The sequence below is a fragment of the Streptomyces sp. NPDC030809 genome, assembly GCF_055572195.1.
Map to the genome: position 1 here is coordinate 201526 of NZ_JBVIDV010000007.1, position 25884 is coordinate 227409.

20 protein-coding genes are annotated in these 25884 nt (G+C 74.7%); 9 read left to right on the forward strand and 11 right to left on the reverse strand.

Going from position 1 to position 25884, the window contains the following annotated elements; all coding sequences use genetic code 11:
* Positions 1-227: 227 nt before the first annotated feature.
* Together ACZ407_RS12470 and ACZ407_RS12475 are read right to left on the reverse strand one after the other, a co-directional pair.
* A complete protein-coding gene (locus tag ACZ407_RS12470) occupies positions 228-749 on the reverse strand; it encodes an SUKH-3 domain-containing protein (RefSeq protein ID WP_468127876.1) in 522 nt (173 codons plus the stop codon).
* 7 nt (positions 750-756) lie between these two features.
* The gene (locus ACZ407_RS12475; RefSeq protein WP_468127878.1) at positions 757-1290 is read right to left on the reverse strand and encodes a YwqJ-related putative deaminase; all 534 of its coding nucleotides are present in this window, start codon (positions 1288-1290) and stop codon (positions 757-759) included.
* A gap of 231 nt (positions 1291-1521) precedes the next feature.
* On the opposite strand from ACZ407_RS12475, the gene ACZ407_RS12480 reads away from it, so the two are divergent.
* From ACZ407_RS12480 to ACZ407_RS12490, 3 genes are all read left to right on the forward strand, one after another.
* Positions 1522-2499 (forward strand): SMI1/KNR4 family protein, encoded by a 978-nt coding sequence (locus tag ACZ407_RS12480; protein ID WP_468127879.1) that lies wholly within the window; start codon positions 1522-1524, stop codon positions 2497-2499.
* Positions 2500-2506: 7 nt separating this feature from the next.
* On the forward strand, positions 2507-4882 hold the full coding sequence (locus tag ACZ407_RS12485) for an SUKH-4 family immunity protein (protein WP_468127881.1): 2376 nt from the start codon (positions 2507-2509) through the stop codon (positions 4880-4882).
* A 243-nt stretch (positions 4883-5125) separates the two neighbouring features.
* Entirely contained in the window at positions 5126-6004 is an 879-nt protein-coding gene (locus ACZ407_RS12490) for a cellulose-binding protein (protein WP_468127883.1), read from the forward strand.
* A gap of 25 nt (positions 6005-6029) precedes the next feature.
* On the opposite strand, the gene ACZ407_RS12495 is transcribed toward ACZ407_RS12490, so the two are convergent.
* The 3 genes from ACZ407_RS12495 to ACZ407_RS12505 all read right to left on the reverse strand — a co-directional run bounded on the left by ACZ407_RS12495 (position 6030) and on the right by ACZ407_RS12505 (position 10207).
* Positions 6030-6965 carry a hypothetical protein gene (locus ACZ407_RS12495; RefSeq protein ID WP_468127885.1) on the reverse strand — a complete coding sequence of 312 codons (936 nt, stop codon included), beginning with the start codon at positions 6963-6965 and terminating at the stop codon, positions 6030-6032.
* A gap of 145 nt (positions 6966-7110) precedes the next feature.
* Positions 7111-8562, reverse strand: coding sequence for a hypothetical protein (locus tag ACZ407_RS12500; protein ID WP_468127886.1), 1452 nt, complete (start codon positions 8560-8562; stop codon positions 7111-7113).
* A gap of 85 nt (positions 8563-8647) precedes the next feature.
* Positions 8648-10207 (reverse strand): MFS transporter, encoded by a 1560-nt coding sequence (locus ACZ407_RS12505; protein ID WP_468127888.1) that lies wholly within the window; start codon positions 10205-10207, stop codon positions 8648-8650.
* Positions 10208-10552: 345 nt separating this feature from the next.
* On the opposite strand from ACZ407_RS12505, the gene ACZ407_RS12510 reads away from it, so the two are divergent.
* Both ACZ407_RS12510 and ACZ407_RS12515 read left to right on the forward strand, forming a co-directional pair.
* Positions 10553-11341 (forward strand): ABC transporter ATP-binding protein, encoded by a 789-nt coding sequence (locus ACZ407_RS12510; RefSeq protein ID WP_468127890.1) that lies wholly within the window; start codon positions 10553-10555, stop codon positions 11339-11341.
* Entirely contained in the window at positions 11338-13920 is a 2583-nt protein-coding gene (locus ACZ407_RS12515) for an ABC transporter permease (RefSeq protein WP_468127892.1), read from the forward strand. Before ACZ407_RS12510 ends, ACZ407_RS12515 begins: the two co-directional genes overlap by 4 nt.
* A 157-nt stretch (positions 13921-14077) precedes the next feature.
* Here the strand turns inward: ACZ407_RS12515 and ACZ407_RS12520 are convergent, their stop codons facing one another.
* The 5 genes from ACZ407_RS12520 to ACZ407_RS12540 all read right to left on the reverse strand — a co-directional run bounded on the left by ACZ407_RS12520 (position 14078) and on the right by ACZ407_RS12540 (position 17885).
* Positions 14078-15544 carry a DUF2079 domain-containing protein gene (locus ACZ407_RS12520; protein ID WP_468128049.1) on the reverse strand — a complete coding sequence of 489 codons (1467 nt, stop codon included), beginning with the start codon at positions 15542-15544 and terminating at the stop codon, positions 14078-14080.
* Positions 15545-15894: 350 nt separating this feature from the next.
* A complete protein-coding gene (locus ACZ407_RS12525) occupies positions 15895-16599 on the reverse strand; it encodes a hypothetical protein (RefSeq protein ID WP_468127894.1) in 705 nt (234 codons plus the stop codon).
* On the reverse strand, positions 16592-17074 hold the full coding sequence (locus ACZ407_RS12530; protein ID WP_468127896.1) for a SigE family RNA polymerase sigma factor: 483 nt from the start codon (positions 17072-17074) through the stop codon (positions 16592-16594). Before ACZ407_RS12530 ends, ACZ407_RS12525 begins: the two co-directional genes overlap by 8 nt.
* 200 nt (positions 17075-17274) lie before the next feature.
* Positions 17275-17643 (reverse strand): type II toxin-antitoxin system VapC family toxin, encoded by a 369-nt coding sequence (locus ACZ407_RS12535; RefSeq protein ID WP_468127898.1) that lies wholly within the window; start codon positions 17641-17643, stop codon positions 17275-17277.
* The gene (locus ACZ407_RS12540) at positions 17640-17885 is read right to left on the reverse strand and encodes a type II toxin-antitoxin system Phd/YefM family antitoxin (protein WP_468127900.1); all 246 of its coding nucleotides are present in this window, start codon (positions 17883-17885) and stop codon (positions 17640-17642) included. The genes ACZ407_RS12535 and ACZ407_RS12540 overlap by 4 nt, the downstream gene beginning before the upstream one ends.
* Before the next feature lie 222 nt (positions 17886-18107).
* On the opposite strand from ACZ407_RS12540, the gene mfd reads away from it, so the two are divergent.
* Both mfd and ACZ407_RS12550 read left to right on the forward strand, forming a co-directional pair.
* On the forward strand, positions 18108-21638 hold the full coding sequence (mfd, locus tag ACZ407_RS12545) for a transcription-repair coupling factor (protein WP_468127902.1): 3531 nt from the start codon (positions 18108-18110) through the stop codon (positions 21636-21638).
* A gap of 145 nt (positions 21639-21783) precedes the next feature.
* Complete coding sequence (locus ACZ407_RS12550; RefSeq protein ID WP_468127904.1) at positions 21784-22482, forward strand: HNH endonuclease family protein; 699 nt, start codon at positions 21784-21786, stop codon at positions 22480-22482.
* Between the two features lie 22 nt (positions 22483-22504).
* Here the strand turns inward: ACZ407_RS12550 and ACZ407_RS12555 are convergent, their stop codons facing one another.
* Positions 22505-23311 (reverse strand): hypothetical protein, encoded by an 807-nt coding sequence (locus tag ACZ407_RS12555; protein ID WP_468127906.1) that lies wholly within the window; start codon positions 23309-23311, stop codon positions 22505-22507.
* A gap of 334 nt (positions 23312-23645) precedes the next feature.
* On the opposite strand from ACZ407_RS12555, the gene ACZ407_RS12560 reads away from it, so the two are divergent.
* Entirely contained in the window at positions 23646-24308 is a 663-nt protein-coding gene (locus ACZ407_RS12560; RefSeq protein ID WP_468127908.1) for a hypothetical protein, read from the forward strand.
* Positions 24305-25846, forward strand: a complete 1542-nt coding sequence (locus tag ACZ407_RS12565) for a protein kinase domain-containing protein (protein WP_468127910.1) — start codon at positions 24305-24307, stop codon at positions 25844-25846. Before ACZ407_RS12560 ends, ACZ407_RS12565 begins: the two co-directional genes overlap by 4 nt.
* The last annotated feature ends 38 nt before the right edge of the window (positions 25847-25884 follow it).

The window sequence follows — 25884 nt, forward strand, 5'->3', positions numbered from 1 at the left end:
ACCGGCGGGGCTTGGGTTGGGGGCTCCGCCCCCCGGCCCCCGCGCCTCAAGCGCCGGCGGGGCTTGGGTGGGGGGGCTCCGCCCCCGGGCCCCGCGCCTCAAGCGCCGGCGGGGCTTGGGTTGGGGGCTCCGCCCCCCGGCCCCCGCGCCTCAAGCGCCGGCGAGGCTGGATTGGGGCCCCGCGTCGCCTCATACGCCGCCGGCGGGGAGGGGTGCGCCCCGCAGGGTTACGGTGTTGTGGTGAGGCGGGTGGGTTGGAGGCCCGTGAGGACCGTGGTGAGGGCTTCGTCGATGCCCGCGCCGAGGTACCAGTCCCCCGTGTGGTCGATGCCGTACACCCGCCCCGCCGCATCGATCGCCAGGTGCGAGCGCCCGTCGGATTCCACCCCCAGCGGGCAGACGTGCGTGTCCAGCGCCCGCCCCAGGTCGGCGAAGGTCCGCGCGAGGTGCAGCCCCGTGAGGGGGTCGATGCGCACCGGGGCGGGGGCTATCTGGCGCCCCGGCCCGGCGGGCCCGAAGGCCAGCCCGCCGAATTCGGCCCAGGCCTCGACCGCCGCGGGAAAGACCGTGTGCCGGTGCCCCGCCGGAGTCGTGTGGTCGCGCAGGGCATCGGCCCAGTACTCGGCCTGCTTGATGTCCCAGCGCCCGGGCTGCCACCCGGCGGCCCGCAGGGCGGTGTCCACGGACACGGGGAAACGGGTCGCCGAGGACCGGTCGTAAGAGGCGGAGGCGGAGCCGGAGGCGGACATCGGGCGCTCAGCCCTTCGTGTGGTCGTCGGGGGCGGCGAGATCGACGGGGCGCACCCCGAAGTGGCCGAGCATGGCCTCGCAGGACCGGCAGGGCGGCGCGTAACTGCCGTGCAGCGGGTCCCCGTCCTCGCGGATGCGCCGCGCGGTGAGCCGGGACTGCCGCAGGGAGCGCCGGGCCTCGCCGTGGGTGAGCGGCTTGCGGGAGGCGCGCTTGCTGCGCCCGGCCTCGACGGCGGCGAGGTGCCGGGACAGCAGGATCGCCTCGGGACATCGCCCGGTGAAGCGTTCCCGCTGCCCGGTGCCGAGGGTGTCGAGGAAGTCCTGGACGAGGGGGTGCAGCACGGGCGGCAGGTCGCCCTTGCCGGCGGTGCTGGTGAGGGTCTCGCCGCGGACGGAGAGGGCGGCGGCGACGGTCGGGAGGATCCCGTCGCGGCGGAAGCGGAGCACGGGTGCGCGGCGGCCGTCGTGCGGGCCCCAGGGCCGGCGGGGGTCGCCGGAGCCGTCCGGTTCCGTGCTGGTGCGAGGTGCCGTTTTCTGCATGGTGCTCTGTTCCCCTCCCGTGGCTCGCGGTGTTCCCGCTGGTGCGCACGCCCCCGTGCCGCTGGGACAGCCTGCCAAATGTCTCTGCCGATGCGGAAGCGGGGTCGAATTTTCGTATCAATTCGGATGTTCCCGGCCGTCCTGCGGGGGGTGGTGTACGGGGAGGGTGGCCCTCTTGCGGAAGCGCATAGGCTGTGCGGAACCAGCCAGATCCAGCAGGGGGCTACCGCCATGACGACAGGTCGGCTCGGGCAGCAGGCCGCGCCACCCAACGCCGCGTACGCCGGGCAGGTCGTGCAGTTTCCCGACCCGGTCCGTGCCGCCCGGCATCCCCGTGGCGTCCGCATGGACGCGAACGGCCATCCGGACTTCTCTCCGTACGCCCGCGCGGCGGTGGAGATCGCCGAGCCCCCGGAGGGCTTCGGCGTCGACGAACTGCGCCTGACGGACTACGTGTCCGCGAACGCCGCGTGCCACGCCTCCGGCCACGAGCTGTGGGGTGCGGCGGCCGCGGTCGCGACCCCGCACGGCTGGACCTGGCACCACGTGGCCGGCTCCCGCCGGCTGGAGCTCGTACCGGTCGAGGTGAAGGCGCTGCTGCGCCACCACGCGGGTCTGGTGACCGCGCAGGTGGACCACGGCAAGCGCGGCACCCGCCCGCTGCAGGAGCGGCGGCCGGCGCACTTCGGCCTGCCGAAGTCGGCGGTCTCGGTGACGGAACGGCAGGTCCAGGGCGTGGAGGAGGACCTGGGCTACCGCCTGCCGGAGGCCTACCGGTCCTTCCTGAAGGCCGCGGGCGGCTGCGCCCCCGCGGGCGTGGCGCTGGACGCCGAGCTCGGAATGCTGGTGGACCAGCCGTTCTTCACGGTCCGGGACGAGGCCGCGGTCAACGACCTGGTGTACGCGAACAAGTGCCTGCGCGACCACCTGACGAAGGACTACCTGTGCGTGGCCTTCGTGCAGGGCGGTCTGCTCGCCGTGAAGGTGCGCGGCGAGGCCCCCGGCTCGGTGTGGTTCTGCCCGTACGACGATGCGCGGGACCAGGACGGCTGGTCGGTGCAGGACCGGGTGGAGCGGCTGCTGCTGCCCTGTGGTGAAGACTTCGACGCCTTCCTGGAGCGGCTGGCTGGGAGCCCGGCCGAACTGGAGACGGTGGCGGGCCTGATGGTGGACGGCGGCTTCGCGCGCGTCGTCCCGGTGGAGGGGTGACGTCGCGGTGGTGACGTTCGCGCAGGCGCAGGAGCGCGCCGAGGAATGGGTCAACGGGGACGTGCCCGCGTACCAGCACCGCGAGGTGCGGGTGCGGGAGTTCGGCCTCGGGTTCGTGGTGTGGGCGGAGGACCGCCCGAACGGTCCGGTCTCGGGCGGCGGGCGGCAGCGCCTGGTCATCGCCCGGGACAGCGGCGAGGTGTCGCTCTGGCCGGGGCTGCCGGTGGGCGAGGTCATCCGCCGGTACGAGGAGGCCTACGGGGCGGAGCCGGTGACGGGCGGGGATGCGTCCGTGCCGCCGCAGCGGATCGACTCCGACCAGACCTCGTTCATGCTGAGCCCGCCGGAGTGGCTGCAGGAGGCGGCCGACCGGGCGGGCATCCCGGACGGGCGGCCGTCGGCGTCGTCCGCTTCGTCCGCACCGCCGGTGCCGCCCGCGCCGCCCGCGCCCCCGGCACCCCCGGTGTCCGCGCCGGCCGACCGGGCGGCCGCCGCCCCGGCCGACCCCTTCGCCCCGGCGGCCGCCGAGGCGCCCCCCTCGGGCCACACCCCGTGGGCCGGTACGGACGTCAACACGGACTCCGCCGAGGACGAGGGCTCGGTACCGCTGCCCCAGACGGTCTTCGCGCCCCCGCTGTCCGGCGTGGACGCGGAGGACCTGCCCGCCTCCGGGGTGGCCCCGGAGGCCAAGACCACGCTGATGGCGGGCGGCAGCCAGCTGCCGAAGACCGCGGTGAACCCGGCGGTGGTCCCGGCCGCCGGCCCGGGTCCCGATGCGGCCCCGGACGCGGCGGCCGACGGCGCCGAGGCGCGCCCGCCCGCGGCCGCGCCCGGCAGTGACGACCCGCACTACGCGGCGACGATGCTGGCCGGCCCGTCCGTGACGGCCGGTCCGCCCGCGCCCCCGACTCCCCCCGGCCCGCCCGGTGCGCCGACGCCCCCGGCGCCTCCCGGCCCGCCCGGGCCCCCCGGCGCGCCCGGGGGCAACGACCCGCACCACGCGGCGACGATGCTGGCCGGTCCGTCCGTGACCGGCGGTCCGCCCGCGCCCCCCGGTCCGCCCGGTGCGCCCGGTGCGCCGAACCCGCCCGGTCCGCCGGCTCCCCCCGGCCCGCCCGGGGCTCCCGGCGCGCCCGGAGCCGGGGGCGGCGACCCGCACTACGCGGCCACGATGCTGGCCGGTCCGTCCGTACCCGCGCCTCCCGGCCCGCCCGGCACCCCCGCCCCTCCCGGTCCGCCCGGTCCGCCCAGGGCGCCCGGCGGCGAGGACCCGCACCACGCGGCGACGATGCTGGCCGGTCCCTCCGTGACGGGCGGCCCGCCGGCGCCCCCGGGCCCGCCCGGCATGCCGCCGGCCGGTCCGCCCCAGGCCGGTCCGCCGCAGCCCGTGCCCCCGCAGCCCGGGGTGCCCACGGTCGGCCCCGGCTACCAGGCCGTGCTGCGCTACCGCGCGCCCGACGGCTCCGAGCAGCAGCTCATCCGCCGCTCGGCGCCCGGCACCCCGCACCCGGAGTGGCAGATCCTGCACGAGCTGCGGGCGATGAACGTGCCCCCGCAGCAGGTGCTCGAACTGCACACCGAGCTGGAGTCCTGCGAACTGCCCGGCGGCTACTGCGCCCGGATGATCCGCGAGACCTGGCCCCAGGTGCGGATCACGAGCGTGGCCCCGTACGGCACCGACCACGCGGGCCGTCAGCAGGGCATGCACCACCTGCTCACCCACCAGGGCGAGCTGCACCAGGTGGCGGACGGCCCGGCGCGCCCGGCGCCGGTACGGGCCCCGCTGCCGCAGGTGCCGCTCCAGCCGGCGGTCCCGATGGAGGCGATCGCGCAGGAGCTGGCGGGTGCCTTCGGGCCGCAGGGCGTGTTCCGCTACGACCAGCGGGCGGTCTCCCGCCAGGGCGTGCCGGAGATCGTGGCGCAGACCCTGGTCTGGGCGGGTCTGCCGGTGGACTTCGGCCCGTTCTTCTGGGCGCAGGCCGTGCCCGGGCAGCCGGTCCCGACGCTGGCCGAGCTGGCCCAGCAGCGCGGGGTGCAGGCGGCTTCGGACGCGGGCTCGTACCTGGTGGTGGGCAGCGACTTCGGCAAGGCGCTCTGCGTCCAGTACGGCACGGCGCACATAGTGGCGGTGCCGGTGGAGGCCGGTCCCGGCGGGGCGCCGGTGCCCCCGCAGTTCGTGAACTCCAGCCTGCCGCAGTTCGCGCGCTCGCTGGCGATGCTGGGTCACATGTGGCGGCTGCGCCTGCACCTGACCCCGGAGCAGGCGGGCCGCTGGACGGTCGACTTCCAGGCGAACCTGGCCGGTCTGGACCCGGCGGCGCTGGCCTCCCCGGAGAACTGGTGGTCGGTGCTGCTGGAGCAGATGTGGGACGGCCTGCTGTAGGCCGCGCCGCCGGGACGGCCCCGTGCCGTCCGGCCGACCGGCTGCCCGGCCGACCGGCCGAGCGGAGGCGGTCGACCGGCTGACCGGGTGAGCGGAGACGGCCGGTACGAGGACCGAAACGGTCCTTGTACCGGCCGTTTCGCGTGTCCGGATTCCGGCTTCTGACAGCAAATGACGCATCCTTGAGCGGAAGCCGGGTTTGAGCCGCGTGTCCGAGAGAGGGGCTTCCAGATGGGTGCAGCCGTGTCACCTCAGGGTTTCGCGATCGTCAGGGGCCGCGGCTACCGGCCGGCCCAGGTGGACCGCCGGCTCGCCGAGCTGTGCACGGCCCGGGACGAGGCCTGGGAGCGGGCCGCGCGGCTGACGGTGCTGGCCAAGCAGATGGAGGCGGAGGCGGCCCGGCTGCGGGAGGTGGTGGCGCAGCTGGCCCCGCAGACGTACGAGCTGCTGAGCGAGCGGGCCCGGCGGATCCTGGCGCTCGCGTACGAGGAGGCGGAGGAGCTCGCGTTCGAGGCGCGCGGGGACGCCGCGGCGACGATGGCGGCGGCCCAGGCGCACGCCGAGCGGGTGGCGGAGCTGGCCCGCGGGGATGCGCAGGCGGTCCGCGAGCAGACCGAGGTGCGGGCCCGGCAGGGGTTGCTGCGGGCGCAGCGGCAGGCGGACGACATGCGGCTGGCGGCCCGGGAGGACGCGAAGGCGTGGCGCGGGGAGGCGGTGGCCGCGCTGCGCGAGACCCGGCAGCGCGCGGACGCCCTGCTGGCGGAGCAGGAGCAGGACCACGCCGAGCGCCGGGATGCGGCGGAACGGGACTTCGCGGCGCGCTCGGCCGAGCTGGACGCGCGGCTCGCGGAGCTGGAGGCGTACGGGCAGAGCAGGCTGGCCGAGGCGAAGCGGGCGTACGCGGCGGCCGAGGAATCGGCGCGGCACGGCCAGGAGGACGCGGAGGCGCGGGGCGCGGAGCTGATCGCGCAGGCCCGGGTGCGGGAGGAGCGGATCGCCCGGGAGACCGACCGGGTGCTGCGGGAGCACGCGGAGGCGCAGGAGGAGATGCGCGCCCACATGGACCACGTCCGCTCCAGCCTGGCCGCCCTGACGGGCCGGGCGGCCACGGCGGAGGGCTGAGCCGCCGCCGCCCGGTCCGGCCGCGTCAGGCCGTGCGGGGCTCCGGGACCGGGGCTTGCAGCTGAGCCGGGACCGGGGCCTGGGCCGGGCCGTCGGCCGCGGGTGCGTCGGCCGGGGGCGCGTCGGCAGGGGCGGGCTGCGGGAAGGCGAACGGCACGGTGTTGCTCCGGAGCAGGGTGGCCGTGGTCAGCGTGACGGCGGCGGTGACCGGCCCGGCCGCGGTGTCGGGCGGGGCGCAGGGTGCGCTGACGGCCGTGTCCGTGGCCTGGGTGACGGTCAGCGGGCGGTCGTCGAGGGTGAGCGACGGGACCCCCGGCCCGGGGCGGAACCCGGCGCCGGTGACGAGGAGTTCGCCGTTCTCGTACCGCACCGCGGTGATGACGGGGATGGGGCGGCTGACCACCTTGTTGGCGAGGTAGGCCAGCGCCGGGCCGCCCGTGAGCAGGGCGATCTCCTCGGGCAGGGCCGGCAGCCCGGCGCGGATGTCGAGGAGGAACGGGATGACCACGTACGCCAGGGCCACCCCGTTGAACAGGACGTACTGGAAGTCGGCCAGGTCGGTCCCGCCCGCGTCGTTGTCGACCAACTCGCGCAGGCTGGCCTCGCCCGTGCTGCGGGGCTTGGTCAGCCGGCCGGCCTCGACCCTGCCGCCGACGATGCCCTTGGCGCCGAACAGCGCGAGGTACGGGCCGCCGAGCAGCAGCAGGTAGAGCGGGGCGAGGGGTTCGAGCGGGCCGTCCTCGCCCGCGAACCAGTCCAGCCCCCTGCCGGAGGCGAGCGCGTACGCGAGGAGGGTGAGCAGCATCCAGGCCAGGACCAGGGACCAGGCCAGGGCGAAGGTGCGGGAGGTGGACCAGCGGCCGTCCTTGCCGAGCATCGGCTGCTTCCAGGAGAGCAGGCCCGCCGAGCCCGCCACGGCGACCGCGACCGCCGCCCCCGTCACCCACGTCTGCGCGTCCACGTCCGCCCCTGCCCCCGCTGCGCCCCCGTACCGGCGCCTGCCGCGCCGGTCTCGCCTCTGGTCTACCGCGCGTCCCGGGACATGACAAGGCCGGGGCCCTCCCGGTGCGGGGCCCCGGCCTGGTGACGCCGTGTCGGGTGTTCCGTTACGGGGTGACGGTGATCGCCGCGCGGTCGTCCTTCGGGTTGGTGTCGCCGGCCGGGCGCTGCGGGCCGGCGTTCGGGGCGTCCGGGTCCACGGTCGGGAACTGGTGGTACATCCACACCTGGCCCTTGGCGTCCGCGACCACCCGGTCGATCTTCAGCTTGAACGGGAAGCGGATCTTGGCGCCGGCCTTGAAGGACGCGGGGGCCGGGACGCAGCGGTAGTGGGTCGCGCCGGTGGCCCGGTTGGTGACGGGCTCGCAGCCCGTGGGCAGTGCGGCGACGCTGACTCCGGCCGGCAGGGTCACGCGGGTGACGAGCTGGGACTCGTCGTCGGTGCCGGTCGTGCCCGGGCCCTTGAAGTCGAAGCCGAAGGAGGCGGCGACGGTCTGCCCGGCGCGGCCGCGGAGCGCGCCGCCGACGGCCGCGTACTCGCGCGGGTTGTCCACGGAGACGTAGGTGGTCTTCCGGTTGTCGTGCGGGTTCAGGTCGAGGGCCGGTCCGGCGGTCCCGGCGGCTGCTGCCGCGGTGGTCGCCGCGGTGGTCGTGACGGGCAGCAGCTGCAGGGCCGGGCCGGTCCCGCGGGTGAGGGTGCGGTCGGCGAGCCGGGCCTTGCGGGCCTCGGCGGTGTCCTCGGCCACGCCGTAGTCGAAGCTCTCCTGGAACCCGTCGCGGCCGGCCCTGACGGTCGGGGCGGTGGACAGCTTCCAGGTCCGGCCCGGCTCGTAGCTGCCGGTGAACTCGCACAGGACGGACGTCGAGCCGTCCTTGCGGGTGCCGTGGAAGCAGTTGCGGGCCTGTCCGGCGAGCAGGTCGAGGCCCCGGGTGGCGGAGAGGTCGGCCAGGAGGAGCCGGACGGGCTCGGTGCCCTTGTTGGAGAAGACGACCGGGGAGGTGAAGGACGCACCCGGCTTCAGGTTCTGGCTCGGCAGGCCGTTCCAGTGCATGGCGAGGTCCGGTCCGCCGATCTGGACCTTGGTGGTCCAGGGCTTGACGGTGGCGCCCGTCGCCTCACCGGTGATCTTGATCTCGCCGCTGGTGCCGGACTTCGCCCCCTTGGCCGCGGTGAGCTTGACGATGGCGACCCCGGTGGCGTCGGAGACGGCGGTGGTGGACGTGCAGACGGCCGTCTCGCCGGTGCGCCGGCAGTTGTCGCCGCCGTACCAGACCTTCCAGTCGGCCTTGCCCTTCAGCGAGCTGAGGTCGAAGGAAACCCGGTACGCGACCTGGCTGTTGTCGCCCTTGACCTTGGCGCGGAGGCGGACCGAGAAGGACTTGCGCACGGGTTCGGCCGCGCCGTCGCGGAGCGGCAGGGCCACCTGGGAGGCGGCGGTCAGGCGGAGTTCGCGGGGAGCGGGGTCCGCGGCCGGGGCGCCGGACGCGGCCTGGGCGTACGGGGCCGCCAGGCCCAGGGCCGCCGCGGTGGCCGTGGTGAGCAGCGAGATCTTCTTCATGTCCGCTTCGATCCGCGAGGGGCGTGCGGAGTTGTGGATTCCATGATCACGAAACGGCAACGGTGTGCGGAGGTGCAGGGTGCGGTCACGTACGCACGGACTCGGGCTGCTCCTCGCGGAGTTCGGGCAGGACGGGGAACCGGCGCGGGGCCACCAGCAGCAGGACCAGCAGGGCGGCCACCGCCGCGGCCGCCGCGCCCAGGTAGACGTGGTCCACCGCGGCCACCATCGAGGACTTGAGGTGGGTGGCCGCGGCCGGGCTGAGCGCGGCCGGTTCGGCGAGCGCCCGCGAGACCCCGTCGAGGTGCTCGGGCAGCCCGGAGACCGGCGCGCCCGCCAGCCGGGCGGCGATCGTGGCGTTGGCGACCGCCCCGAAGGCCGCCGCCCCCACGCTCTGGCCGACCTGCCGGCAGAAGAGGACGGAGGCGGTGGTGGTGCCCCGCTCCGACCAGCCCACCGTGGACTGGACGCCGACCATGAGCGGGAGCTGGAAGAGCCCGAGCGCGGCGCCCAGGGCCAGCATCAGCAGGGCGGGCTGCCAGGGCTGGGCGGGGTGCGGGAGCAGCGGGAAGGAGGCCAGGCAGACGATGGCGGCCGCCATGCCGAGGGCGGCGGAGTTGCGGAAGCCGATCCGGCGGTAGACGTGCTGGCTCAGGGCGGCGGAGACGGGCCAGCTGAGGGTCATCGCGGACATCACGAATCCGGCCCCGACCGGGCCCAGGCCCAGGGCGAACTGCGCGTACGTGGGCAGGAAGACCACGGGGGCGACCATCAGCACGCCCAGGGCGGCCATGGCCAGGTTCACCGCGGCGATGGTGCGCCGCTGCCAGACCCAGCCGGGCAGAATCGGTTCTGCGGCCCGGCGTTCCACCATCAGCGTGAGCAGCGCGAGCAGGGCGCTGCCGGTCAGCAGGGCGGCCGTGGGCCAGGACCACCAGGGCCAGGTCACCCCGCTCTGGACCAGGGTGAACAGCAGCAGCCCCCCGCAGGCGAACACGGAGGCGGCGCCCGCCCAGTCGATGCGGGTCCGCGGACCGCGCACCCCGGCCGGCTCCTTGAGGTGGCGGACGGTCAGGTATCCGGAGAGGGCGCTGACGGGCAGGCTGACCAGGAAGATCCACCGCCAGTCGGCGTACGCGGCGAGCAGCCCGCCGAGGGCCGGTCCGGCCACCGCCGAGGTGGCCCACACGCTGGAGAGCCGGGCCTGGATGCGGGGGCGGTCCTTCAGCGGGTAGAGGTCGGCGGCCAGGGTCTGCACGGTTCCCTGGATCGCCCCGCCGCCCAGGCCCTGGACGATGCGGAACGCGATGAGCGACCCCATGTTCCAGGCGCCCGCGCACAGCAGCGAGCCGATCAGGAACAGGGCGGAGCCGAACAGCAGGACGGGCTTGCGGCCGAAGGTGTCGGCCAGCTTGCCGTACACGGGGAGGGTGACCGTGACCGCGAGCAGATAGCCCGAGAAGAGCCAGGAGAAGACGGAGAAGCCGCCGAGGTCGCCGACGATCTGCGGGACGGCGGTGGCCACCGCGGTGCCGTCGATGGCGACCAGGGCCATGCCGAGCATCAGGGCCGCCACCACCGCGCGGCCCGGGCTGCGGTGTTCCGGCGCCTCCGGTGTCCCTGCCGCGCTGTCCGCCGTACCCACATGGGTCCTTTCACTGTGCACCTAGTTCGCCGGAACACCTTCTCACCGCGGTGCCGGGCCCGGATAGCCCTCAGGCCGGATCGTTCGAGGGGCGGACGTCCCCTAGGGGGACCTCCGTACTCAGACCCAGGGGCCGTTCGTCCCGGCGGATGAGGCGGCGGGGGTGGGGGTGGCCCTTAACTGGTCCATACGAGCGCGGGGTGGGGCTAACCCCCCGGTGAAGACACCCCCGGGCACCAGGGCGGCGGGGGGCCGCCCGCGGCGAGACTTCGATGCACCGGCACGAAGCCGCACGCGGCAGCACGAGGACGTACGGGGACGTACGCGAAGACGAGGAGAGACACCGTGACTACGGCTGTGACCATTCCCCGGCACGGGGGTACGGGCGGGCGGACGGCCGTCGCGGCGCGGGCGCGCCAGGTCGTGAAGGCGTACGGCTCGGGCGAGACCCGAGTCGTCGCGCTCGACCACGTCGACGTGGACATCGTCCGCGGACAGTTCACCGCGATCATGGGGCCTTCGGGATCCGGCAAGTCCACCCTGATGCACTGCCTGGCCGGCCTGGACACGGTCACCAGCGGGCAGATCCACATAGACGAGACCGAGATCACCGGGCTCAAGGACAAGAAGCTCACGCAGCTGCGCCGGGACCGGATCGGCTTCATCTTCCAGGCGTTCAACCTGCTGCCCACGCTCAACGCGCTGGAGAACATCACGCTGCCCATGGACATCGCGGGCCGCAAGCCGGACCGGCAGTGGCTGGACCGGGTCGTGGAGACCGTCGGGCTCGCGGGCCGCCTCAAGCACCGGCCCACCCAGCTCTCCGGCGGCCAGCAGCAGCGGGTCGCGGTGGCCCGGGCCCTCGCCGCCCGCCCCGAGATCATCTTCGGCGACGAGCCGACCGGAAACCTGGACTCCCGGGCCGGCGCCGAGGTCCTCGGCTTCCTGCGCCGCTCGGTGGACGAGCTCGGCCAGACCATCGTCATGGTCACCCACGACCCCGTCGCCGCGTCCTACGCCGACCGCGTGCTCTACCTCGCCGACGGCCGGATCGTGGACGAGATGTTCAACCCGACCGCCGACCAGGTGCTCGACCGCATGAAGGACTTCGACGCGCGCGGGCGGACGTCATGACCGTGCTCAAGACCTCGATGCGCAACTTCCTTGCGCACAAGGGACGGATGGCGCTCTCCGCCGTGGCCGTCCTGCTGTCCGTGGCCTTCGTCTGCGGCACCCTCGTGTTCACCGACACCATGAACGCGACGTTCGACAAGCTCTTCGCCTCCACCGCCGCCGACGTGACGGTCAGCCCCAAGAGCGCGGAGTCCCCGGGCGAGCCCAGCCCCACCGGCCGGCCCGACACCCTGCCCGCCTCCCTCGTCGCGAAGGCGGCGGCCGCCCCCGGCGTGAAGTCGGCGGCCGGCTCGGTCGTCTCGACGTCCGTCACCGTCGTCAACTCCGGCAACAAGAACATGGGATCGAGCACCGGCGCCCCGACCATCGCGGTCGGCTGGAGCGACCGCGAGCTCAAGACCATGGCGATCGCCTCCGGCCACGCCCCGCGCGGCCCCACCGAGGTGATGGTCGACGCCGACACCGCCGACAAGCACCACCTCAAGATCGGCGACGAGCTGCGCACCATCGCGGTCACCGGCGACTTCCGCGCCCGCATCAGCGGCATCGCGGACTTCAAGGTCACCAACCCCGGTGCGACCATCGTCTACTTCGACATGCCCACCGCCCAGCGCCAGCTGCTCGGCGCCACCGGCACGTTCACCAACATCGACATCACCGCCGAGCCCGGCGTCACCCACGACCGGGTGAAGAAGAGCGTCGACAGCGCCCTCGGCGCCGGCCACTACACCCTCCAGACCGCCAAGGAGGCCGCCGACACCGGCCGCGAGGAAATCGGCTCGTTCCTCAGCGTGATGAAGTACGCCATGCTCGGCTTCGCCGGCATCGCCTTCCTCGTCGGCATCTTCCTGATCTTCAACACCTTCTCCATGCTCGTCGCCCAGCGCACCCGCGAGATCGGCCTGATGCGCGCCATCGGAGCCGAGCGCAAGCAGGTCAACCGCTCGGTGCTCGTCGAGGCCTTCCTGCTCGGCATCGTCGGATCGGTCCTGGGCGTCGGCGCGGGCGTGGGCCTGGCCGTCGTCCTGATGAAGCTCATGGGCCAGATGGGCATGAACCTCTCCACCGACGACCTGACCGTCCTGTGGACCACCCCGGTCATCGGCCTCGTGCTCGGCATCGTCGTCACCGTGGTCTCCGCCTACATACCCGCCCGCCGCGCCGGCAAGGTCTCCCCCATGGCCGCCCTGCGCGACGCCGGCACCCCCGCCGACCGCCGCGCCGGACGGGTCCGCGGCACCCTGGGCCTGCTGCTCACCGCAGCCGGCGGCGGCGCCCTGCTGCTGGCCGGCGGCGCCGAGAAGGCGGCCGAGGGCTCCCTGTGGCTGGGCCTCGGCGTGGTGCTGAGCCTGATCGGCTTCATCGTCATCGGCCCGCTGCTGGCCGGCGCCGTGGTCAAGGTGCTCTCCGGCGTGGTCCTGCGGCCCTTCGGAGCCGTCGGCCGCCTCGCCGAGCGCAACGCCCTGCGCAACCCGCGCCGCACCGGGGCCACCGGCGCCGCGCTGATGATCGGCCTGGCCCTGGTCGCCTGCCTGTCCGTGGTCGGCTCCTCGATGGTGGCCTCGGCCACCGACGAGCTCGACCGCAGCGTCGGCGCGGACTTCATCATCCAGCCCGCGGGCGGCGCGCCCGTCCCGCTGGTGCCGCAGGCCGAGCAGGCCGTCAAGAAGGTGCCCGGGCTCGACCACGTCACCGCGTACCGCCTCGTCGACGCGAAGCTGACCGCCCCCGACGGCACCACCGAGAGCGAGGGCCTCGCCGTCACCGACCCCGGCTACGCCCAGGACGTGCGGCGCGAGATGGCCGCCGGCGAGCACGCGGCGGCCTACGGCAAGAACTCCATGTCCGTCGGCGACCTCTACGCGAAGAAGCACGGCATCAAGGTCGGCGACACGATGAAGGTCGCCTTCAAGGACGGGGCCACCGCCAAGCTGCGGATCGCCGCCATCACCTCGGACGAGGGGAACCTCGACAAGGGCGCCATGTACGTCAGCACGGCCACGGCCCGGCAGTACGTGCCGGCCGAGAAGCTGCCGGCACCGTTCATGCTGCTGGCCAAGGCCCGGGACGGGCAGGCCGACAGCGCGTACGAGGCCCTCAAGACGGCCATCGGCCCGTACCCGCAGTACAAGGCGCTCAACCAGACCGACTACAAGCAGACCCTCAAGGACCAGGTCGGCCAGCTGCTGAACATGGTCTACGGCCTGCTCGCGCTCGCGATCATCGTCGCGGTGCTCGGGGTCGTGAACACCCTGGCCCTGTCGGTCGTCGAGCGCACCCGCGAGATCGGCCTGATGCGCGCCATCGGGCTCTCCCGGCGCCAGCTGCGCCGCATGATCCGGCTGGAGTCGGTGGTCATCGCCCTCTTCGGCGCCCTGCTGGGCCTCGGCCTGGGCATGGGCTGGGGCGCCACCGCACAGAAGCTGCTCGCGCTGGAGGGGCTGAACGTGCTGGAGATCCCGTGGGGGACCATCCTCACCGTGTTCGTCGGCTCGGCCTTCGTGGGCCTGTTCGCCGCCCTGGTCCCGGCCTTCCGGGCCGGGAGGATGAACGTGCTGAACGCGATCGCCAGCGAGTAGTCGCCGGCGGGCAGCGGAAACCTCCGGCCGGTGCGGACCGGCCGGGAGCCGCCCCGGCCCCGGGGCGGCACGGGGGTGGGGCGGGGCCCGGTGTGCCGAACTCGGCGCGCCGGGCCCCGCCGCCGTACCTGCCGCCCCGCCCGGTCCGCCCCGGCGGTCAGACCCGGTGGAGCAGCACGTACCCGTGGGAGGCGCCGGCGCGGACGAACTCCGCGCCCGGGTGCAGCTGCCGCGCGTACTCCAGCGGGTCCGGGACCCAGCCGGAGGAGTTGTCGATCGCGATCCAGTCCGGGACCACCCCCCGCGTCCCGCCGATCCAGAAGACCCGGCACCGGGAGGTCAGCCGCGCGATCGGACCCACGTCCGCCTCCACGCTCGCCCCGTCCGGTATCCGCGCGAGCAGCTCCTCCACCGCCGCGACCCGCGCGCTCTTCTCGTACGTGGCCCCCTCGGCGAGCGCGGCCAGCGGCAGCGACGGGGTCAGGGCCAGGGCGGCCGCTGCCACGGCGGCCGGCAGCTGGAGGCTGTACGCGCGCAGCCAGGGCCGGGGACTGCGGCGGGTCCGGTCGATCGCGTCGGCCAGGGCCAGCACCACGACCGGCATCAGGACCGCGCTGTAGTGCCAGTCCGTGCCCCAGTAGTGGTCGTCGGCGGACACCATCCGCCAGCCGAGGGTGGGCAGGGCCACCAGCAGGAGCGGGGAGCGCAGGGCGAGCAGCCCGGTGGTGGGCACGAGGATCCACAGCAGGGTGCGGAACTTGGTGCCGAGGCCGTCCAGCGGGCCGCCGCCGTGCTCCAGCTTGGTCCAGTAGTCGTAGTCGCCCGCAGTGTTGAAGGCGGGAATGACCACGGTGAACACGAGGAGGGCGGCGACCAGCCCGAAGACCACCGCGCCCAGGGCCCACAGCGCGGCCCGCGGATCGTTTCTCCGGGCCCGGAGCGCGACCACGGCCGCCAGGGCGGCGAGGGTGACCCCGAGGTCCTCCTTGACCAGGACCAGCGGCAGCGCCCACAGCAGCGCCGCCCGGTACCGGGAGGCGAGGAGGGCCTCCAGGGCGAAGGCCAGCAGCGGCACCGCGAAGCAGATCTCGTGGAAGTCGAAGTCCGCGGCGCGCTGGATCCCCCAGGAGAGCCCGAAGGCCACCCCGAGGGCCGCGCCGCGGCTGCGCCCGAGCAGCCGGACGGCGGCCCGGGTGACGGGTATCACGGCCAGTGCGAACAGCGCGGACTGGGCGACGAGCAGGGTGACCGGGGTGGGGAACAGCCGGTAGGCCGGGGCGATCAGCGCGGTGACCGGGCTGAAGTGGTCCCCGAGTATGTGCGTGCCGGGACCCTTGAGGTCGGCGATCGGCGCCTGCAGCCCCGCGTACCCGCGGATCGCCTGCTCGAAGATCCCCAGGTCCCAGGAGAGGGTCTCCATACGGCGGTACCGCAGCACGCTGAGCGCGGTGTACGCGACGAAGAACACGGCGGCGAGCGCGTACGGCACCGGCTCGCTCCGCACCCGCCCGACCGCCCCGCGCACCCGCCCGCGCAGCCCCCGTCGCGCAGTGCGCCCCTCGGCCCCCGCCGCCCCCGGCTGCGCCCCCCGCTCGCCCCCGGCCTCCGCCCTCGGCCCGGGCACGGCAACCCCGCCGGCGCGCGCGGCCCCGGCGGGGGAGGCGGGCCGGTACGCCCCGGCCGCGGCCCGTCCGGTCGGCGGCAGGGCGGGCCCCGCGCCCGCCGCGGTGGCTGCCGGGTCCGCCGTGTCGGCTGGGCGCGCCGGGCCTCCCGGTCCGTACGGTCGGGTGCCGGTGCCGGTGCCGGTGCCGGTTCCGGCGTGGCGCGGCTCGGGGAGGTGCGGAGCCGCCGCCGGGGGCTGCCCCGGCCCGGGTGCGGGCACGGCGGGGACCGGTCCGTCGCCGGGGGCGGGGACCGGTCCGGGGGTCGGACGGCCGAGGTCGGGGGAAGGCATGGAGGGTCCTCGGGTCGGGGTCAGAGGGCCGGCGGGGTCAGGGCCAGGGCGGAGGCCGCCGCGGGCGCGGAGGCCCCCGGCGGCGCCGGTGCCGGGCCCGCCTCCGGTGGCGGGACGGCGAAGACCGGGTCCGAAGGAGCGTACGCGTCCGCTCCGGCACGTGCGCCCGTCCGGCCCGGCGCCCCGGATCCGGAGGCCTCGCCGCCCGGCTCCGATGCGCTCGGGGTCGGGCCCCCGGACGGCCCCCCGGCGCCGGTCGCGGGCGGCCCGCCCAGCGGGCCCAGGGTGCCGGTGGGCGTTGGCGTCGCAGCGGGGGGAGTCGGGGTGCCGGACGGGTCGCCGGTGCCGGACGGGTCGCCGGTGCCGGACGGATCGCCGCTGCCGGACGGATCACCGCTGCCGGAAGGGGGCGGGCTGACCGTGCCCGACCCCGAGCCGGCCCCGGAGGGCGGCGGCAGCGAGGCCGACGGCGACACCGACGGGGTGTCCGAGAAGGAACCGGTCGGCGCGGCCGGCCGCACCGGCTCGGGCTGCGAGCCCAGCGCGAGTCCGCCCGCCACCCCGCCCACCCCCAGCAGGCACACCGCCCCGGCGGCGACCAGGGCCAGCCGCCGGCGCCTGCGCGCGGTCCCGCGCCGCACGACGTACGCCACGTCGGCGGGCACGGCCTGCCGCCCCGCGTCCCGGGCTGCGCGCTTGAGCGCCTCGGAAAGCTGCTCAGACATCGGAGGCCTCCTCCAGGTGGGGCCGGAGCGCGGCTCGCGCGCGGGAGAGGTGGGTCTTGACGGTGCCGGCGGAGATCCCGGTCTCGGCCGCGACCTGTTCGACGGTCAGGTCGCACACGTAGTGCAGGACGGCCACCCGGCGCTGCCGGTCCGGCAGCTCCCGCAGCGCGGCCACCAGCGCGAGGCCGCCCGGGTCGGGCGCGGCCACCGCGGCCCCGCCCCCGTGCCGCCGCCAGGCCTCCGAGGCCCGCCGGCGCCGCCGCCACCGGCTCACGGCCAGCCGCCAGGCCACCGTGCGGATCCACGCCTCGGGCCCCGCGTCGCGCTTGAGCCGCCCCCGCCGGTCCCAGGCCCGTACGAAGGCCTCCTGCACCACGTCCTGCGCCTCGTGCAGGTCGCCGGTCATCAGGTAGACCTGTCCCACCAGCTGCTGGGCGGAGTGAGCGTAGAACTCCTCGAACTCCTCGACGGTCAAAAGGGCTCCCGGGGCTGGACAGATCTCACCCCGTATACGCCCGGGCCCCCCACCCCGGTTGACACCGCTCGCAAACTTTTTCGCCCCGGCCCGCCCCGGCCCGCCCCGCCCAGGCCCGCCCCGCCCCCGGCACGCGAACGGCCCCGGCCCCGCCGCACGAAGGCGGCGGGGCCGGGGCCGGGGACGTCCCCCGCGTGATCTCAGACGGCGAGCACGGGTACGTCGTACAGCGGGATGTGCTTGTCGCGCGTCACGAGGGTGAGCCCTTCGGTCTGCGCCTGGGCGACCAGTATCCGGTCGAAGGGGTCGCGGTGGTGCGGGGGCAGCCGACCGGCCCGCACTCCGTGTTCCGCGGTGATCGGGAGCGACAGGAACTGGCCGTCCCTGGCGCGCTCCGCGATGTCAGCGGGTGCGTTGAGCTTGCCGGTCGCCTGCTTGACCGAGAGCTCCCACGGGGTCACCGCGCTCATGTACACCCAGCGCTCGCGGCTGAGCAGGTCACGGGTCTCGTCGGTGAGGTCGCCGTTGAGCCACCACAGGACGACGTGCGTGTCGAGCAGGAGCTTCACGCGTCGACTCCGAAAGCCTCGGCGAACCCGTCGGGGAGCTCGTCGAAGTCGTCGGCGAGCTGGATCTGACCGGCCAGCGACCCGTAGTCGGTCCGCTGTACCTTGCCGGCCAGCGGAATCACCTTGGCGACCGGCTCGCCGGACTTGCTGATGATCACTTCTTCGCCCGTGGCGACGATTTCCAGGATCTTGGAGAAGTGGGTCTTCGCCTCGTGCACGTTGTACTGCCGGGCTGCTTCCATCGCGGCCTCTCAAGGCATAGGTGGACTAAGTGCTGGACTTAGGCTAACCGGGCGCACGTGGTCCCCGCCAGCTCCGTCCTCCCTGCGGGTGACCGCATTCCCTCGCGCGAGTGACGCAGCCACGTCGTAACCTGGGAGCCCCCGGCCCGTGCGACGTGTCGGGTCGTTCGCGTTGCCCGCGAACCTGCCCCTTCTGCCCTTCCCCCCGGACGGAAAGCCTTCATGAGCCTGCACGGTCTGCTCGACGCCGTCATCCAGGACCCCGCGCTCGGGGAGGCCGTCAAGACGGCCGCCGACGGCCACCGCATGCACGTCGACCTGGTCGGACCGCCCGCCGCGCGGCCCTTCGCCGTGGCCGCGCTGGCCCGGCGTACCGGCCGGACCGTGCTCGCCGTCACGGCCACCGGGCGCGAGGCCGAGGACCTGGCCGCCGCCCTGCGCTCCCTGCTGCCCGCCGACGAGGTCGTGGACTACCCGTCCTGGGAGACCCTGCCGCACGAGCGGCTGTCCCCGCGCAGCGACACCGTGGGCCGCCGCCTGGCCGTGCTGCGCCGGCTCGTGCACCCCAGCGCGGACGACCCGGCCGCCGGGCCGGTCTCGGTGGTCGTCGCCCCGATCCGCTCCGTGCTCCAGCCGCAGGTCAAGGGGCTCGGGGACCTGGTGCCCGTGGCACTGCGGCAGGGTGCGAGCGCCGACCTCGGCGAGATCACCGAGGCCCTCGCGGCCGCCGCGTACGCCCGGGTGGAGCTGGTCGAGAAGCGCGGGGAGTTCGCCGTCCGCGGCGGCATCCTCGACGTGTTCCCGCCCACCGAGGAGCACCCCCTGCGCATCGAGTTCTGGGGCGACGAGGTCGAGGAGATCCGCTACTTCAAGGTCGCCGACCAGCGCTCCCTGGAGGTGGCCGAGCACGGCCTGTGGGCCCCGCCCTGCCGGGAGCTGCTGCTCACCCCCCAGGTGCGCGAACGGGCCGCCGCCCTCGCCGAGGCCCACCCCGAGCTGGGCGAACTCCTCGGCAAGATCGCCGAGGGGATCGCCGTCGAGGGCATGGAATCCCTCGCCCCGGTCCTCGTCGACGACATGGAACTGCTGCTGGACGTGCTGCCCGACGGCGCGATGGCCGTGGTCTGCGACCCCGAGCGGGTGCGCACCCGGGCCGCCGACCTGGTCGCGACCAGCCAGGAGTTCCTCCAGGCCTCCTGGGCGGCCACCGCGGGCGGCGGCGAGGCCCCCATCGACGTGGGCGCCGCCTCCCTGTGGGGCATCGCGGACGTACGCGACCGGGCCCGCGAGCTCGGCATGATGTGGTGGACCGTTTCCCCGTTCGCCGCCGACGAGGACCTGTCCTCCGACACCCTCAAGCTCGGCATGCACGCCGCCGAGTCCTACCGCGGGGACACCGCACGCGCCCTCGCCGACACCAAGGGCTGGCTCGCCGACGGCTGGCGCACCGTCTTCCTCACCGAGGGCCACGGCCCGGCGGCCCGCACCGTCGAGGTGCTCGGCGGCGAGGGCATCCCGGCCCGCCTCGACGCCGGCCTCGACACCATCGAGCCCTCCCTGGTCCACGTGGCCTGCGGGGCCCTCGACACCGGTTTCGTCGACCCCGCCCTGCGGATCGCCGTCCTCACCGAGACCGACCTGACCGGCCAGCGGACCGCCACCAAGGACCTCGGCCGGATGCCGACCCGGCGCCGCAAGACCATCGACCCGCTGACCCTCGAAGTCGGCGACTACATCGTCCACGAGCAGCACGGCGTCGGCCGCTACCTCGAAATGGTGCAGCGCACCGTCCAGGGCGCCACCCGCGAGTACCTGCTCGTCGAGTACGCGCCCGCCAAGCGCGGCCAGCCCGGCGACCGCCTCTACATCCCCACCGACCAGCTGGAGCAGGTCACCAAGTACGTCGGCGGCGAGGCGCCCACCCTCCACCGGCTCGGCGGCGCCGACTGGACCAAGACCAAGGCGCGCGCCAAGAAGGCGGTCAAGGAGATCGCCGCCGACCTCATCAAGCTCTACAGCGCCCGGATGGCCGCCCCCGGCCACACCTTCGGCCCGGACACCCCCTGGCAGCGGGAGCTGGAGGACGCGTTCCCGTACGCGGAGACCCCCGACCAGCTGACCACCATCGCCGAGGTCAAGGAGGACATGGAGAAGTCGGTCCCGATGGACCGCCTGATCTGCGGAGACGTGGGCTACGGCAAGACCGAGATCGCGGTCCGCGCCGCCTTCAAGGCCGTGCAGGACGGCAAGCAGGTCGCCGTCCTCGTGCCCACCACCCTGCTCGTGCAGCAGCACTACGGCACCTTCTCCGAGCGCTACAGCCAGTTCCCCGTGGTCACCCGCGCCCTCTCCCGGTTCCAGACCGACACCGAGGCCAAGGCCACCCTGGAGGGCCTCAAGGACGGCTCGGTGGACGTGGTCATCGGCACCCACCGCCTCTTCTCCCAGGAGACGAAGTTCAAGGACCTGGGCCTGGTCATCGTCGACGAGGAGCAGCGCTTCGGCGTCGAGCACAAGGAGCAGCTGAAGAAGCTGCGGGCCAACGTGGACGTGCTGACCATGTCCGCGACCCCGATCCCCCGCACCCTGGAGATGGCGGTGACCGGCATCCGCGAGATGTCCACCATCACCACCCCGCCCGAGGAGCGGCACCCGGTCCTGACCTTCGTCGGCCCGTACGAGGAGAAGCAGATCGGCGCGGCCATCCGCCGCGAACTCCTGCGCGAGGGCCAGGTCTTCTACATCCACAACCGGGTCGAGTCCATCGACCGGGCCGCCGCCAAGCTGCGCGAGATCGTGCCCGAGGCGCGCATCGCCACCGCCCACGGCCAGATGTCGGAACAGGCCCTGGAGCAGGTCGTGGTCGACTTCTGGGAGAAGAAGTTCGACGTGCTCGTCTCCACGACCATCGTCGAGTCCGGCATCGACATCTCCAACGCCAACACCCTGATCGTGGAGCGCGGCGACAACTTCGGCCTCAGCCAGCTGCACCAGCTGCGCGGCCGGGTGGGCCGCGGCCGCGAGCGCGGGTACGCGTACTTCCTCTACCCGCCGGAGAAGCCGCTGACCGAGACCGCGCACGAGCGGCTCGCCACCATCGCCCAGCACACCGAGATGGGCGCCGGCATGTACGTGGCCATGAAGGACCTGGAGATCCGCGGCGCGGGCAACCTGCTCGGCGGCGAGCAGTCCGGCCACATCGCGGGCGTGGGCTTCGACCTGTACGTACGGATGGTCGGCGAGGCCGTGGCCGACTACCGGGCCTCCCTCGAAGGCGGAGCCGAGGAGGAGCCCCCGCTGGAGGTCAAGATCGAGCTGCCGGTGGACGCGCACGTCCCGCACGACTACGCCCCCGGCGAGCGGCTGCGCCTCCAGGCGTACCGCTCCATCGCCGCGGCCGCCACGGAGGAGGACGTCCGGGCCGTCCGCGAGGAGCTCACGGACCGGTACGGCAAGCTGCCCGAGCCGGTGGAGAACCTGCTGCTGGTGGCGGGGCTGCGGATGCTCGCCCGGGCCTGCGGGGTCGGCGACATCACCCTCCAGGGCAACAACATCCGCTTCGGGCCGGTGGAGCTGAGGGAGTCCCAGGAACTGCGGCTCAAGCGGCTCTACCCGGGAGCGGTCCTCAAGCCGGCCACCTCGCAGGTGCTCATCCCGCGGCCGAAGACCGGCAAGATCGGCGGCAAGCCGCTCGTCGGGCGGGAACTGCTGGCCTGGACCGGGGAGTTCCTCACCACGATCCTCGGCTCCTAGGCGGCCTGCCGTCCCCGGCGGCCTGCCGTCCCCGGGTGGTCTGCCACCCGGGGTGGTCTGCCACCCGGGGTGGTCTGCCACCCGGGGCGGTCTGTCGCCCGGGGCGGTCTGTCGCCCCGTCCGGGGGCGTGCCAGGATCGCGGGCATGCGCCGTCTCCCCGCCCCCACCGCCCTGCTGCTCGCCGCCGCGCTGGCCCTGGGCGGGTGCGCGGGGGGCTCGGCGGCGGACCGGGACGGCACGGGCGGGCCCGGCGGCCCGCCCGGCGGGGCCGCACTCGCGGCCGTGGACACGCTGGCCGTGAAGGGGCGGGCCCCGAAGACCGGCTACGGGCGGGAGCAGTTCGGCCGCGGCTGGCGGGACACCGACGGCAACGGCTGCCCCACCCGCGAGGACGTGCTGCGCCGGGACCTGGCGGACGCCCGGCTGCGCGACGGCCGCTGCACGGTGCTCTCCGGGGTGCTGGAGCGCGACCCGTACACCGGGCGGCGGCTGGAGTTCCGGCGCGGGCGCAGCGCCGTGGACGTGGACCACGTGGTCGCCCTGTCGGACGCCTGGCAGAAGGGGGCCCGCGGCTGGGACCGCACCCGGCGGATCGCGTTCGCCAACGACCCGCTGAACCTGCTGGCCGTGGACGCGCGCGCCAACCGCCGCAAGAGCGACGGGGACGCGGCCACCTGGCTGCCCGCGAACAAGCCCTACCGCTGTCCGTACGTGGCCGCCCAGGTGGCCGTGAAGAAGAAGTACGGGCTGTGGGTCACGGCGGGGGAGCGGGACGCGATGAAGCGCGTGCTGTCCCGCTGCCCCGGCCAGGCCCTCCCCGCGGACCGGGCCCCGGCCCGCTGAGCCCGCCGCCGCCCCGGCGGCCCTACGCGGTCTTGCCGCTCCGCTTCAGCTTGTCGGCGTCGATGACGTCCTTGTCGGCGGGCGGGGTGAGGTCCACCGGCTTGTCGTAGTCGGAGAAGGTGATGTCCCCGGGCTCCTTGCCGTTCTTGGTGGCGCGCAGCAGGTACGGCTCGCCCCGGGTGGCGACGTAGTACGTCTCCAGGCCGCCGTCCTGCGCGGGGGCGGTCACGGTCAGCGCCGACTGGCCGTTCACCGTCGCAGGGCCGCCCTTGCGGGCCACCGGGCTGCTCTTGCCGAAGGAGTCGAGGAGCTTCTCCAGGTTGCACATCTGGGCCGACTGCTTGGCCTCGGCGCTGTCCGCCCGCATCTTGAGCCAGCGGTTGGCGAGCATCGCCACCATCGCGTCGGCCTGGTTCTTCGGCATGCTCCTGGCCTGGGAGCGGTAGAGCTTCGCGTCGCCCTTGTAGTAGATGACCTCGGTCGACTTGATGATGTCGGCCGTGCCCGTGCCGCCGAGGGTGACCCGGCCGGAGCACTCGCCCTTGAGGTTCAGGGCGAGGTCCATCTCCACGTCCTTGCCGTCCGTACGGACGTGCCCGGTGAGGCGCATGGAGTCGGCGGACTTCGTCGCGGCGTACGCCTTCTCGTGGATCTCCGGTCCGGAGAGGTCGGCGAACGGGTCCGCGGCCTTCCCGGGCCCGGGTGCCTTTGCACTCGCGGGCGGCGCCTCGGGCTTGTCGTCGGTGCCCTGGTCCGACGAACCGCAGGCGGTGAGCCCGCCGAGTGCGGCGCAGACGAGTGCGCTCGCGGCCAGAGTGCGGATGCGCATCCGGTTCCCCCCTGTGTGTCGACTGTGCAAGCGAGGCTAACGGACCCCGGTGACAGCCTTCCCGGCCGCCGGGTACGGGGAACACGGCGCCGCCTCCGCCCCCAACCCGCCCCGTACCCGCCGCGCTTGACCGGCCCTGCGCGGAAATCCAGCCCCGCCACGGGTGCCTCCCGGCCCCCTGGGGCGGGGGAGATCGAGGCGCGGGGTCCGGGGCGCAGCCCCAAGGCAACGGTTGTGCAACCCGTGAGCCCGTGTCCCGGTCGATGTATACGCTCAGACCCTCGCGTTTTCCCACGTGGTGCCCCGCAGGCACCCGTACCCGACAGGAGCAGCAATGCACGGGCCAGGCCATGCACCCCCGCAGCCGGGGCGCCCCGCCGAAGGCACACTGGCCGCGCTCCGCGCGCTGTTCGCCGCGCTGACCCTGCTGAGCTGCGGTTTCCTCGGCTGGGCGGCCATCCTGCGGCTGGCGGTGCTCACCCGGAGGGCCGGGCACTGGGCGCTGCTCGCCCTGTCGGTGGTCAGCGGCATCGGCCTGCTGGTGTTCGCCGGCGCGGTCACCCCCTCCGACGAGAACGTGGAGATGAGCGACGGCGCCGCCATCGCCATCCTGTCCTGGATGCTCCTCAACACCGTCGGCATCCTCTGCTACTACATCTACGCCGAGGTGCGGCACTTCGAGGGCCGCCCCGCCCGCACCGGCCCGGTCGGCGGCCCCGTCGCCGGAGCGCCCGTGCCGCCGCTCCAGCAGCCCGCGATGCCGCCCGCCGGATACGGCTACCCGCCCGCCGGCCCGGCGGCCCACCACACGCCGGTCCCGCAGCCCCCGCACCACACCCCCGTGCCGCAGCCGCAGGCGCAGCCCCCGCACCACGCCCCGGTCCCGCCCCAGCCGCCGGTCCCGCAGCAGCCTGCCCCGCCGCAGCGCATCGGCCAGGTCCGCGCCGAGCTCGACGAGCTCAGCGAGCTGCTGCGCCGTGAGGAGCGCGACCGGTGAGCGGACGCGTCATCGCGGACCGCTACCAGCTCGCCACCCTCCTCGGGCAGGGCGGCATGGGCCAGGTCTGGACGGCGTACGACCAGCGGCTCGACCGCCGGGTCGCGGTGAAGCTGCTGCGCCCGGACAAGGCCACCGGCCCGGTCGGGGACACCGCCTCGGAGGAGATGCGCCGCCGCTTCGTGCGCGAGTGCCGGGTCACCGCCCAGGTGGACCACCCGGGCCTGGTCACCGTCCACGACGCGGGCAGCGACGAGGCCGACCTGTACCTCGTCATGCAGTACGTGGAGGGCGCCGACCTCGCCGACCACATCGCCGAGCACGACCCGTACCCCTGGCCGTGGGCGGTGTCCGTGGCCGCCCAGCTGTGCGGGGTGCTCGCGGCCGTGCACGCGGTGCCGATCGTCCACCGCGACCTCAAGCCGCGCAACGTCATGGTCCGGCCCGACGGCTCGGTGGTCGTGCTCGACCTGGGCGTGGCCTCCGTGATGGACACCGACACCACCCGCCTCACCCACACCGGCGCGCCCATCGGCAGCCCGGCGTACATGGCCCCCGAGCAGGCCATGGGCGGGGCCGTCGGCCCGTACACCGACCTGTACGCCCTCGGCGTGGTCCTCCACGAGCTCCTCAGCGGCAGCGTGCCCTTCGCCGGGTCCACCGCCCTCGGGGTGCTGCACCGGCACCTGTACGAGCCCCCGCTGCCGGTCCGTCAGGTGCGGCCCGAGGTGCCGCACCAGCTGGAGGCCCTGGTGCTGCGGCTGCTGGCCAAGGACCCCCGGCACCGGCCGGGCTCCGCGCAGGAGGTCTACGCGGCCCTGGTGCCGCTGCTGCCCGGCCAGGGCGCGGCCGGACCCGGGGGCGGTCCCCTCGACCCCACCCGGCCCTTCGTCCGCCCGCACGCCCCCTGGCCCGACCGGGCCGCGGCCGCCGCACCCGGCACCGCCCCGGCCGGACCGGCCGCCGGCTCCGGCCGGACCGACGTGGCCGCCGCAGTGGACCAGGTCAAGCGGCTCCTCGACGAAGGCCGGCTGACCCAGGCCGTGGACATCCTCGGCGGGATCCTGCCGGCGGCCGCCGCCCAGCACGGCGAGAAGTCCACGGTGGTCCGCTCCCTGCGCAAGCAGTACGCGGCCACGCTGATGGACGACGGGCAGTACCGGCGGGCCCTGCCCGAGCTGCGGCGGCTCGCGGACGAGCACGCGGCCGCCTCCGGGCCCGGCGACCCGCAGTCCCTCCGGTTCCGCTACGAGGCCGCCCAGTGCCTGGAGCAGCTCGGCGAACCCGCGGCGGCCCTCGCGGAGTACCGCGCGCTGCTGCCGTACTTCGAGAACCAGTACGCGAACGACGACCGCGAGCTGACCCTTGAGGTGCGGCGCCGGATCGGGCAGCTGCTGCTGGCGCTCGGGGACCGGGTGGCGGCGCACGAGACGATGGCGCGCCTGCTGTTCGATGCCGAGCGGCTGCACGGGCCGCACCACCCCTTCCCCGGCGAGATCCGCCGCACCCTCCACTGGCTGAACCAGGCCCCCTCCTAACCCTGCGCCTCAATCGCCGGCGGGGCTGGATTTGCCCC

Bases quoted from the DNA above. Each gene is read 5' to 3' on its own strand.
- ACZ407_RS12515 (WP_468127892.1), top strand. From the start codon at position 11,338: ATGACCGTGCTCAAGACCTCGATGCGCAACTTCCTTGCGCACAAGGGA.
- ACZ407_RS12500 (WP_468127886.1), bottom strand. From the start codon at position 8,562: ATGAAGAAGATCTCGCTGCTCACCACGGCCACCGCGGCGGCCCTGGGC.
- ACZ407_RS12540 (WP_468127900.1), bottom strand. From the start codon at position 17,885: ATGGAAGCAGCCCGGCAGTACAACGTGCACGAGGCGAAGACCCACTTC.
- ACZ407_RS12475 (WP_468127878.1), bottom strand. From the start codon at position 1,290: ATGCAGAAAACGGCACCTCGCACCAGCACGGAACCGGACGGCTCCGGC.
- ACZ407_RS12470 (WP_468127876.1), bottom strand. From the start codon at position 749: ATGTCCGCCTCCGGCTCCGCCTCCGCCTCTTACGACCGGTCCTCGGCG.
- ACZ407_RS12480 (WP_468127879.1), top strand. From the start codon at position 1,522: ATGACGACAGGTCGGCTCGGGCAGCAGGCCGCGCCACCCAACGCCGCG.
- mfd (WP_468127902.1), top strand. From the start codon at position 18,108: ATGAGCCTGCACGGTCTGCTCGACGCCGTCATCCAGGACCCCGCGCTC.
- ACZ407_RS12550 (WP_468127904.1), top strand. From the start codon at position 21,784: ATGCGCCGTCTCCCCGCCCCCACCGCCCTGCTGCTCGCCGCCGCGCTG.
- ACZ407_RS12560 (WP_468127908.1), top strand. From the start codon at position 23,646: ATGCACGGGCCAGGCCATGCACCCCCGCAGCCGGGGCGCCCCGCCGAA.
- ACZ407_RS12525 (WP_468127894.1), bottom strand. From the start codon at position 16,599: ATGTCTGAGCAGCTTTCCGAGGCGCTCAAGCGCGCAGCCCGGGACGCG.
- ACZ407_RS12555 (WP_468127906.1), bottom strand. From the start codon at position 23,311: ATGCGCATCCGCACTCTGGCCGCGAGCGCACTCGTCTGCGCCGCACTC.